8 protein-coding genes and 3 pseudogenes are annotated in these 9,386 nt (G+C 60.2%); 4 read left to right on the top strand and 7 right to left on the bottom strand.

Annotated elements, in window-relative coordinates:
- The 6 genes and pseudogenes from ACVWXC_RS12950 to ACVWXC_RS12925 form a co-directional block, all read right to left on the bottom strand.
- Nucleotides 1-95 (bottom strand): annotated as a pseudogene (locus ACVWXC_RS12950) (IS630 family transposase); the annotation flags it as partial.
- 60 nt (nt 96-155) lie between these two features.
- Nucleotides 156-212, bottom strand: a pseudogene (locus tag ACVWXC_RS12945) (hypothetical protein); the annotation flags it as partial.
- Nucleotides 213-258: 46 nt separating this feature from the next.
- Nucleotides 259-1,041, bottom strand: coding sequence for a twin-arginine translocase subunit TatC (tatC, locus tag ACVWXC_RS12940; RefSeq protein WP_011432564.1), 783 nt, complete (start codon nt 1,039-1,041; stop codon nt 259-261).
- Between the two features lie 162 nt (nt 1,042-1,203).
- Nucleotides 1,204-2,409: an amino acid ABC transporter permease gene (locus ACVWXC_RS12935; protein ID WP_457393182.1), complete on the bottom strand. Its 1,206-nt coding sequence runs from the start codon at nt 2,407-2,409 to the stop codon at nt 1,204-1,206.
- A 3-nt stretch (nt 2,410-2,412) separates the two neighbouring features.
- Nucleotides 2,413-3,585 carry an amino acid ABC transporter permease gene (locus ACVWXC_RS12930; protein ID WP_457393179.1) on the bottom strand — a complete coding sequence of 391 codons (1,173 nt, stop codon included), beginning with the start codon at nt 3,583-3,585 and terminating at the stop codon, nt 2,413-2,415.
- A 98-nt stretch (nt 3,586-3,683) separates the two neighbouring features.
- Nucleotides 3,684-4,721 carry an amino acid ABC transporter substrate-binding protein gene (locus tag ACVWXC_RS12925; protein WP_457393176.1) on the bottom strand — a complete coding sequence of 346 codons (1,038 nt, stop codon included), beginning with the start codon at nt 4,719-4,721 and terminating at the stop codon, nt 3,684-3,686.
- Between the two features lie 263 nt (nt 4,722-4,984).
- Here ACVWXC_RS12925 and ACVWXC_RS12920 point away from each other — a divergent pair, with 263 nt between their 5' ends.
- Nucleotides 4,985-5,773, top strand: coding sequence for an amino acid ABC transporter ATP-binding protein (locus ACVWXC_RS12920; protein WP_011430145.1), 789 nt, complete (start codon nt 4,985-4,987; stop codon nt 5,771-5,773).
- An 8-nt stretch (nt 5,774-5,781) separates the two neighbouring features.
- Here the strand turns inward: ACVWXC_RS12920 and ACVWXC_RS12915 are convergent, their stop codons facing one another.
- A complete protein-coding gene (locus ACVWXC_RS12915; RefSeq protein WP_011430146.1) occupies nt 5,782-6,630 on the bottom strand; it encodes a class I SAM-dependent methyltransferase in 849 nt (282 codons plus the stop codon).
- Nucleotides 6,631-6,658: 28 nt separating this feature from the next.
- On the opposite strand from ACVWXC_RS12915, the gene ACVWXC_RS12910 reads away from it, so the two are divergent.
- The 3 genes and pseudogenes from ACVWXC_RS12910 to trpA all read left to right on the top strand — a co-directional run bounded on the left by ACVWXC_RS12910 (nt 6,659) and on the right by trpA (nt 9,326).
- Nucleotides 6,659-6,874 (top strand): hypothetical protein, encoded by a 216-nt coding sequence (locus tag ACVWXC_RS12910; protein ID WP_011430147.1) that lies wholly within the window; start codon nt 6,659-6,661, stop codon nt 6,872-6,874.
- A 129-nt stretch (nt 6,875-7,003) separates the two neighbouring features.
- Nucleotides 7,004-8,419, top strand: a pseudogene (locus ACVWXC_RS12905) (ABC transporter substrate-binding protein).
- Between the two features lie 61 nt (nt 8,420-8,480).
- Complete coding sequence (gene trpA / locus ACVWXC_RS12900) at nt 8,481-9,326, top strand: tryptophan synthase subunit alpha (RefSeq protein ID WP_457393171.1); 846 nt, start codon at nt 8,481-8,483, stop codon at nt 9,324-9,326.
- The last annotated feature ends 60 nt before the right edge of the window (nt 9,327-9,386 follow it).

Below are 9,386 nucleotides of genomic sequence, written 5' to 3'. Positions count from 1 at the left end.
ATAGCTCCAATAACCGTATACTTTTCACCCTTGTATCTCTGACGATAATGATAAGCCCTTTGACCACGTAAACTCCGAGATACTCTCCACTCCATATGCTGGGATCCCAGCACCACCCAGGGTTGAAACCCCGCCTGTCGCCACTGAAAAATCTGGTAAGAGAGCAGGGTTTGCCCGTCTTTCCAGGGCAGAAAGGCTTTCGGCTCTCCCATCCGCGTGGAAAACCCAGCCGCCAAGATCAGCGCATGCAGCTTCGGCTCATTTGCCAAGGAGCTTCACCAGCAGAATGCCAAACAAATATAGAAACGTCACAGCCCCGGCCAAAAGGCTCTGGGTGAGGGGATCCGTCGAAGGGGTGAGAATGGCCCCCGCCACCACCGCGCCCAGAACCACGTAGCGCCAGCCCTTGAACATCTGCTCGGCAGTCACCAGCCCCAGCGCCCCCAGCAGCGCCTGCAAAATCGGCACCTGAAAGGCCAGGCCGGTGCTGAACAGCAGCAGCAGCACAAACTCAAAGTAGCGGTCGATGGACCAAGCCTGATCCACCACCCCTTCGCCGTAGCGAATGAAAAAGTTGAGCGCCGCCGGAATGAGGAGATAGTAGGCAAAGACCAAGCCGGCCACAAAGAGAAGGCTGGATCCCAGCACCACCGGCCCCAGCAGCTTGCGCTCCTTCACGCTCAGCCCCGGCAAGACGAAGCGGGCAATTTGGTAGAGCAAAAAGGGCGTGGCCAGCAATAGCCCCGAGTAGGCTGCCACCTTCACAGAAACGAAAAAATACTCCCCCGGCGCCAGTTGCAAAAAGGTAACCCCCCGAGCGGGCACCTCCAGCAGGGCGACAATGCGATTCACCACGGCAAAGCAAGCGATGATGCAGATCGCCACCGCGATCACGCTGGCCAACAGGCGGCTGCGCAGCTCTTCCAAGTGCTCCATCAAGGTCATCTCGACCTCGTAGGGAAACTCCGGATCCCGCACCCGACCAGGCTCAGGGGCCGCCGCGGCTTGTTCCGGGGACTCGGTCTCAGAGGCAAGGGTCATGGGCCAAGGTGTAACGAGACGTTCCCCGCTATCTTAGCGCTGCCCCCTCTCCAGGGAAAAGCACTTGCCCAACACTCCTCGCCATTGGGCGGTGGCCCAAGCCCGTTAAGGGGATCCCGGGGCCTGAGCAGATGAAACTGGGAAGGGGAGCGGTTGCAGTTTTTAGCGCTTGCCCAAGCCCAGCGCCTTTTCCACCTGCTGGGCGGCATAGGCCATGGCAAAACAGCAGATGAAGTAGATTAGGCCGATAAAAAACAGCACTTCCCGCTGGGTGCCTAGCCAGTTGGGGTTGGTGAACACCACGCGCCCCGCCTGCAGCAGGTCGATGAGGCCGACAATGAACACCAGTGACGTGTCTTTGAAGAGGGTGAGGAACTCGTTCACCAGCGCCGGAACAGCTGCCCGCAACGCCTGGGGCAAAATCACCAAAGCGGTCACTTGAAAGGGGTTCAAGCCCAGCGCCCGTGCCGCTTCTAGCTGGCCCAGCGGGATTGACTGCAGGCCGCCCCGCACGTCCTCGGCCACGTACACGGCTGTAAACAAGATGAAGGCCACCTCCGCCCGGATGATCAGGTTGACGCTGATCCCCCCCAGAAAGAAGGGCACCAACAGCCAGGCGGCAAACAGAATGGTGGTCAGAGGCACCCCCCGCACCAGCTCGATCACCAGCGTGCAGAAGATCCGGATTACCGGCAACGCCCGATTGGCCCGGCCCAACGCCAGCAACACCCCAATGGGGAAGCCGATGATCATGGCGGCTGCCGCCAAGATCAAGGTCAGCAGCAGTCCAGACAGTTGCTCAGCCCGCACTGCCGGCCAATTGGGGCCCAGGTTGCCCAGCAGCAGCTCCAGACAGAGGGGCAAGATCAAGGCCCAAACCCAGATGGAAGCCAGCCGCCAGGATTCCCGTCCGCGACTGAGGGCAATAGCGGCAAAAGTGACGCCAGAGCAAACCGCCAGCCACCCCTGCGACTGGGTTCCCAAAGGCAGGAACGCGGCTAAGCCCATAGCAGCTCCCAAGAGAATGAGGTAGTGCAGCAGCACACCGCCCCAAGCCCCCCCCGCTACCCCTAGGGTGGCCAGTACAATCCCCAGCACCGCCCACACCCGCCACAGTTGGCTGCTGGGGTAGGTGCCGCTGGCAAAGATTTTCAGGTTGGCCGGGATCACTTCCCAGCGGGCTTGGGTGAACGCCCAGTTCCAGAACAGGGAAATTGCCCAGGCCAACACCAAGGCAGAGACCAAGGTGAGCAAGGTGCTCAACCAGGAGTCAAACAGGTTGCGACGCACCCAAGCCAGCGGACTTTGTTTCTCCGTGGGGGGGAGTACCTTTTCTTCTACAAGGGGAGAGGAGAGACTGCTGGGCATGGGTTAGCGCTCCACCAATTTGACGCGGGCATTGAGCCAGTTCATGCCGTAGGAAACCACCAGGTTAAAGGTCAGGTAGGTGGCCATGAGGATGGCGAACATCTCCACCGAACGTCCCGACTGGTTGATGATGGTGCTGCTGATGTTGAACAGATCGGAAAAGCCAACGGCAATGGCCAAGCTGGAGTTTTTAATCAAGGTGAGATACTGAGTGTTCAAGGAGGGGATCATGATCCGCAGGGCCTGGGGCACAATCACCAAGCGAAAGGTTTGCAGCTCCGACAGGCCGACGGCCCGGGCCGCCTCCCACTGCCCCCGCGGCACCGCCAAAAAGGATCCCCGCACCACTTCGGCAATGTAGCAGCCGGTGTAGGTCACCAAGCCCAGCATCATGGCGGTAAACTCCGCCGAAAGCTGGATCCCACCCCGGAAGTTAAAGCGCTCCAGTACCGGGACATCCAGCCGCACCGGCGGCTCTGGGAAGAGCACCCAGCAGGCCACCGCCAGCAGCACCACCCCCGCAGCCACCCACAGGTTCCGCTGCAGGGATCCCAGCTCGGGTCGGCAGACTAGGAGCAGCTTGCGGATCCCCCACCCAGCCGCGATTACAATGGCCAGCGCGGGAACCAGCCAGCCGCTGGGATCCAACCCGGGCAGCTTCACTCCCCGCTGGTTGATAAAGACAAGCCCGCCGATGGAGAGACTGTTGCGCACCCCCGGCAGGGTGAGGATCACCCCCTGGTACCAGAAGATCACGATCAGCAGCACCGGGACATTGCGAAAGATCTCGGTAACAACGGTGGCCAGCTGGCGGGCCAGCCAGTTGCTGGAGAGGCGAGCCATCCCCAGGACAAAGCCCATCGCCGTCGCCAACACAATGCTGACTGCCGACAGCCAGAGGGTGTTCACCGCTCCCACCGCCAGAGCCTTCAGGTAGCTCTCGGAGGGGTCGTAGGGGATCAGCCCCTCGGTGATCCCAAAGTTGGCGGAGTTGTCCAGAAAGCGAAAGCCCAAACTGATGCCCAGGCGGCGCAGGCTGGCGAGGAGGTTCTGAGCAAGGATCCCGAACACCAGCAGCACGGCCACGACAAAGGCCACCTGCAGCAGAACTTTTAGGATGCGCTCATCCCGCCACCAGGGGGGGCGAAGGTGGGACTGGTCGGACAGAGAAGTCATGCGGGGCAAGCAAAAATTCAGAGCACAGCAGAGAATAGGGGATCCCTGGCCGGTACTGACCAACCGGGATCCCTAGGCCCGGATTCCGAATCAGCCGATCAGCGGAAAGGCGGCGCGTACTGGATCCCACCTTTGGTGTAGGGCTGGTTCAAGCCCCGCGGCACGCCCAAGGGGGTCAGGTGGCGGTCGAAGATCTCGCCGTAGTTGCCCACCGCCTTGATGACATTGACCACCCAATCCGGCTTCAGGCCCAGCAGCTCTCCCAGGTTGCCTTCCTGGCCCAAGAAGCGGCGAATGTCGGGATCCTCCGACTTGAGGAACTCGTCCACATTGGCGCTGGTGATCCCCTTTTCTTCTGCATAGAAGAGGGCGTAGACCGTCCAGTTCATAATGTCGGAGAAACTCTCATCTCCGTGGGGAACCAGCGGCCCCAAGGGCTCTTTAGAGATCACCTCCGGCAAGATCACGTGGTCGTCGGGAGAAGCCAAGCTGGCCCGGCGGGAGATGAGGGCGCTTTGGTCGCTGGTGATGGCATCGCAACGGCCCTCTTCGTAGGCGTTGAAAGAGGAATCATCGCCGTCGAAGGTTACTGGCGTAAAGGCAATGCCACGGGCGCGGAAGGTATCCGCCAAGTTCAGCTCGGTGGTGGTGCCGGCAATCACACAGATGGTGGCCCCGTTCAGGTCTTCCAGCTTTTCCACCCCCAGCGACTTCCGCACCATAAATCCTTGGCCGTCGTAGTAGGTGGTGGGGCCGAAGGTCACCGCCCACTCGCGATCCCGGGTGAGGGTCCAGGTGGTGTTGCGGCTAATCATATCGACCTCGCCCGCCTGAATCGCAGACTGGCGATTGGCCGCCGTCAGGTAGACGTATCGAACCTTGTCCGGATCTCCAAAGAGAGCGGCAGCTACTGCCCGGCAGATGTCGATATCAAAACCCACATACTTGCCTTGGTCATCCAGGTTGCCGAATCCGGGCAGTTGGTTGTTTACCCCACAGATCAACTCGCCCCGAGCCTTGATGCGGTCGGTGAGCGGCCCCAGCTGCGCCCAAGCGGGAAGGGACTGCAGGCCCATAGACAACGCCAGTGCCCCGGCCAAGGGAGCCAATCCGTTCAAATGCTTTATCCAGTTCATAAAATTACCCCATGTCAATCCTCAAGATCTTCGTCGTCAACAGTCGTTCATACACGGCACTTCAACCGAGATACCGTGCCATTGGGTTACACTCCTGCCACACCCCACACCCCATAGAATGGTTTGCCATAGGCGCCTACGATTTTCTCAAAGCCTTACATGTCAGGGCGTATGGAAATGTTGCAGAGGCTACGGTTGTGGCTCGGCCAGTTCTGCCATGGTACCCATGCCTGCTTTGGTGAAACTTAGGGAGTCACCCACCCATGCAAGGATCCCCGCACATAAGGTCTTCACTCTCTCCGCAAAGTGCAGCCAGCGCTGACATTATCCAATGCGAAGATGTTCACAAATGGTACGGCGATTTCCACGTCCTCAAGGGCATTACCACCCGCATCCGCCGCGGAGAGGTGGTGGTGGTCTGTGGGCCTTCAGGCTCGGGCAAGTCAACGTTTATTCGCACGTTGAACCGCTTAGAAGAACACCAGAGAGGGCGCATTGTGGTAAATGGCATTGAGCTAACCAGCGACCTACGCAACATCGATGCCATTCGCCGCGAGGTGGGCATGGTTTTTCAACAGTTCAACCTGTTTCCCCATCTCACGGTTTTGCAAAATGTAACCCTTGGCCCAATCCACGTGAAAAAGATGAAAAAAAGTGAGGCGATAGAGCGGGCTATGGAACTGCTAAGCCGCGTGGGGATCGCCGAGCAAGCAGAAAAATACCCGGGGCAACTTTCGGGGGGGCAGCAGCAGCGGGTGGCGATTGCCCGCGCCTTGGCCATGAATCCGGCGGTGATGCTCTTCGATGAGCCCACCTCGGCCTTGGATCCAGAGATGATCAAGGAGGTGCTGGACGTGATGCGGGAGTTGGCCCGCTCGGGGATGACCATGGTGTGTGTAACCCACGAGATGGGCTTTGCCCGCGAGGTGGCGGATCGGATTATCTTCTTCGACCGCGGCAAGATCGTGGAGGAAAACACCCCCCAAGAGTTTTTCAGCAATCCGAAAGAAGAGCGCTCCCGCCTGTTTTTATCCCAGATCCTTTCCCACTAGCGAGTCCTTCAGAAGGGGGTGAGGCGTGCCAGAAAAGCCCCCTCCGGCTCTTGATAGACAATCTGCCCCTGCCAGCCGTTGGCGTGGGCACACTGCAGCAGGGTTTCCGGATCTACAAATAGCCAGGGAAAGGGATCCCCCCGCTGGCCGTTGTACTCGGCTACAAAGTTCACTACCTTGGCTTTTGCCTCGCTCCCTTCCTGCCAATCTTCTGAGCCACCTGCTTCGAGGTGGGCAGGAGCGGCCAGCTTGCCAGAGGGATCTTCCAAGTTTTCTAAACGCCCTCCCTCTTCTGCCGGCAGATTCCGCAGATCTGCGAGGTCGCTGGCATCGCTCAAATCGGTGGAATCCAGGAGCAACTGGCCAGTGGGCTGAACCCAGTGGCGAGCCAGGCGCAAAAAACGCTCCAAGCCCGACAGGGATCCCGCCAAGCCGACGCCGTTCATCAGCAGGAGTAGGGTATCGAAGGGCTCTCCTGGCCCCGCCCAGTGGAAAAGATCGGCGGCAATGCGGCAACACACCCCCCGCTCTGCCATAATCTGCAAAGCCACAGGGGAGCGATCCAAGGCAGCCACGGCCAATCCTTCCTCCTGCAGCAGCAGGCTGTGGCGGCCCGTGCCGGCGCCGATGTCTAGCACCCGACCGCGGCATAGATCCAAAGCCATGGCCTCCACCTCCGGCAGCTCCTGGGTGAAGAACACCTCTGGGGAGACCACCTGGGGCTCTTCCGCCAACGGGATCCCCTCCAGGCCGTAGGCATGCAAGAGCAGGGATCCCTTGGCCTCTCCTCGGTGCCAGTCCCATAGGGCTTGCTCTAAGGGATCCTGAAGTGGGTAATTCTCGACAGCCTTTATCATGGAAGGGGAAAGCTAAACCGTTGACCCGATGGCCATCGTCGCCTTTCTTTACGGTGCCGCTATCGTCCTTTTGCTGATTGCAGCAGTGGTTTGGGCAACATCTCGGCAGTTCAATGTGGAGACCGAGACGCAGATCGGCACCTCGCCAGAAGAGCCCTCCGAGACCTCATCCGTTCCCATTTCCATTGTGGAGCAGCTAGAGCGCCAATACCGCAACAGCCCTTCCTACCGTCCCGATCCGTGACATACTCCCGCACTCATGCTGATGCATAGTCGGAGATCCTTAGAGATCCTTGGAAAGATGACTTTTGAGGATTCCTGAGGATACAAGCAGTGTCTTTGCTGGCCAAAAGCTAGCGTTTTCTCTCTATATATGGTTGCCAAGTCTCCACCACCCATTGTCTACATTGCCTTGGGGCTATTGCTACTCTGGGGCGGTCATCGTGCTTGGCAGGCGGGCTATGTTCGCTGGCCGGAAGGCATTTCTCTACCGCCAGTATCGCTGCCAGGGTTGGGGGGTGGAGCACAAGATCTGCTCCTGACCAGCGGCGAGCGCACCTTGTTTGCCGATAGCAGTCCCGCTGCCGTTGCCGCTGCAGAGCTGTTGCGCCAAGGTAACCTCAGCGCAGCCATCTCGGTGTTGGAAATGGGTCTGCAAAGCAACCGCAACGACCCGGAAGCTCGCATTTTCTTGAACAACGCCCGCGCCCAGCAGCAAGGCAGTCCCTTGAGCCTGGCGGTGGTGGTGCCCATCTCCAGCAACCCCAACCGCGCCAAAGAGACCCTGCGGGGGGTGGCACAAGCTCAGGAGGAGCTTTTCCAACAGGGGGGAATCGGAGGACGGCTGCTGCGGGTAGTGATTGCCGACGATGGCGATAACCCTGAGCGAGCAGCAGCGGTGGCCAAAGCCCTGGTGGCGCAGCCTGAGATCTTGGGGGTGATTGGCCATAACACCAGCGATGCCACCCTGGCTGCAGCCGAGGTTTATCAGCCTGCCGGCTTGGCGATGATCTCCTCCACCTCCACCAGCACTCGCATCAGCATGCTGGGGGATGCCATTTTTCGCACCGTGCCCTCGGATCAAGTGGCCGGCACGCAACTGGCCCGTTATGCTCTCAACACGTTGCGGCTGCAAAGGGTGGTCATCTTCTACAACCCCAACAGCGCTTACAGTACCAGCCTGCGGGACGCCTTTGCCTCCACCCTGACCAGCGAAGGGGGCATCGTGCTGGCGGAGTTCGACTTATCGGCGTCGGACTTCAACCCCCAGGCCAGCCTGCAAAGGGCCGTCGGCCAAGGAGCCCAGGTAGCTTTTTTAGCTCCCACGGCTTCCGTAGCCTAAAAAGCGCTGGCCGTAGCCCGCGAGAACGCTGTAGCTGGTAAGCCCCTTGCTCTTCTGGGCGGCGATGTGCTCTTCAGCCTCACCACATTGCAAGAAGGGGGAGCAGCGGTAGAGGGCTTGGTGGTGGCGGTACCCTGGCATCCCCAGGTGCCGCGCAACCGCGAGTTTGCCCAGAAGGCAGCCCAGCTCTGGGGAGGGCAGGTGAGCTGGCGCACCGCTCTGGCTTATGATGCCACCCGGGTTTTCTTGCAAGCTTTCAGCCAAGGAGCCACCAGCCGCAGCGCTGTGCTGGCCCGTTTGCAGGATCCCAACTTCCTCCTCCAGGACGGGGCTTCGGGAGAGGTGCGCTTCTTGCCCTCCGGCGACCGCAATGCTCCCCATGTGCTGGTGCGGGTTGAGCCCGGCAACCGCTCCGGTACCGGCTACGATTTTGTGCCTCTCCCCTAGGGATCCCGGCAGACGCTACAGTGGGGGATGCTCTCAATCTCCTCAGAATCGAATGGATCCCATGCCCACTCGGATCACAGCCTGCTTTCAGGCGCTGCGCAGCCGTGGTGAAAAAGCCCTCATCCCCTACCTCACCGCCGGGGATCCCAACCTGGAGACGACCTTCGAGGCTTTGCAGGTTCTGGATCAGAGTGGCGCCGATCTCATCGAGCTGGGGGTACCCTACTCGGATCCCTTGGCGGATGGGCCGGTGATCCAAGCAGCAGCCACCCGCGCCCTCAGTCGGGGAGTCACTTTGGGCGCCATTCTACAAGGCTTGCGCTGTCTCTCGCTGCAGGCCCCCCTGATCCTGTTCACCTACTACAACCCCATCCACCAGCTCGGCATCCCCAACTTTCTGCATCAACTGCGGCAGGCCGGCTGTGCCGGCTTGGTCGTCCCCGATCTGCCTCTGGAAGAGGCGGGATCCCTGCGACAAGCAGCCCAGGCCGAAGAGATCGACCTCATCCTGCTGGTGGCCCCCACCAGCCCCCCGGAGCGCATGCGCCGCATTGCCCAGCAGTCCAGTGGCTTTGTCTACTTGGTCAGCACCACCGGCGTCACCGGCGAACGGGCCACCCTGGAAAAGCGGATCCCGGCTTTGCTGCAGCAACTGCGCCAACAAACCCCCCTGCCGATTGGGGTGGGCTTCGGCATCTCCACTCCCGACCAGGCCCGCCAGATCGCTCTCTGGGGAGCAGATGCGGCGATTGTGGGCAGCGCATTTGTGCAACGGCTGGCCAAAGCCCCCACGCCTGAAGAAGGACTGCAACAAATAGCTCACTTTTGTCGAGCCCTCAAAGCGGCCCTGCAAGAGGTGACCACTCCAGAGTGTTACAGCCTGTTAAGGGCTCAAGGGGTACAATAGCAGCACTTAGCAAACCAACTTCGGAAGGAGGATGGATTGATCAGTAGTAAAGAAGTCTTC

It is taken from the genome of Thermostichus sp. OS-CIW-20 (assembly GCF_054061455.1).
Note: the sequence above shows the minus strand (reverse complement) of the source record. Positions and strands in the feature narration are given on the sequence as shown.

Excerpts from the sequence above, each read along its gene's own strand:
- ACVWXC_RS12920 (WP_011430145.1), top strand. The coding sequence starts at position 4,985 with ATGCAAGGATCCCCGCACATAAGGTCTTCACTCTCTCCGCAAAGTGCA.
- tatC (WP_011432564.1), bottom strand. The coding sequence starts at position 1,041 with ATGACCCTTGCCTCTGAGACCGAGTCCCCGGAACAAGCCGCGGCGGCC.
- ACVWXC_RS12930 (WP_457393179.1), bottom strand. The coding sequence starts at position 3,585 with ATGACTTCTCTGTCCGACCAGTCCCACCTTCGCCCCCCCTGGTGGCGG.
- ACVWXC_RS12915 (WP_011430146.1), bottom strand. The coding sequence starts at position 6,630 with ATGATAAAGGCTGTCGAGAATTACCCACTTCAGGATCCCTTAGAGCAA.
- ACVWXC_RS12910 (WP_011430147.1), top strand. The coding sequence starts at position 6,659 with ATGGCCATCGTCGCCTTTCTTTACGGTGCCGCTATCGTCCTTTTGCTG.
- trpA (WP_457393171.1), top strand. The coding sequence starts at position 8,481 with ATGCCCACTCGGATCACAGCCTGCTTTCAGGCGCTGCGCAGCCGTGGT.
- ACVWXC_RS12935 (WP_457393182.1), bottom strand. The coding sequence starts at position 2,409 with ATGCCCAGCAGTCTCTCCTCTCCCCTTGTAGAAGAAAAGGTACTCCCC.
- ACVWXC_RS12925 (WP_457393176.1), bottom strand. The coding sequence starts at position 4,721 with ATGAACTGGATAAAGCATTTGAACGGATTGGCTCCCTTGGCCGGGGCA.